A 369-nucleotide genomic window follows, 5' to 3' on the forward strand; every position below is an offset into this window, starting at 1 on the left:
CAAAAGGAGCCCCTCAAATAATTCTTAAAAACCTAGATTGATTTGAACCTATTAAAACATTTTAAAGTTTCTCTTCTGCAACATTTGATATATCCCTAATTTAGGAACCAATGATTGGAGGAGAATTATGTTGCATAAAAGATTGTTTTTATATTTAGTTTTCATTTTCATTATTACTACCTTAGGAGACTGTAATAATGAAAATAATACCGATGAAGAAATCATTAATAAAGCAACAGAAGAAACCATTCAATATTTCAAAAAAACAGAGGGCTTAGATGTATCAATTACAGATCATGAATTTGGACCAAAAGACTTTCAAACTATCTCTATATCAGGCTATGTGACTAATGATAAAACGAAAGAATT

The 369-nt window shown here is 28.5% G+C and carries 1 protein-coding gene; it reads left to right on the forward strand.

Annotated elements, in window-relative coordinates:
* Nucleotides 1–127: 127 nt before the first annotated feature.
* The coding region (locus ACQRBL_RS32655) for a DUF1433 domain-containing protein (protein ID WP_427736468.1) at nt 128–369 on the forward strand (242 nt) is incomplete at its 3' end.

The sequence above is a fragment of the Bacillus sp. AF62 genome, assembly GCF_050312695.1.
Lineage (GTDB): Bacteria > Bacillota > Bacilli > Bacillales > Bacillaceae_G > Bacillus_A > Bacillus_A cereus.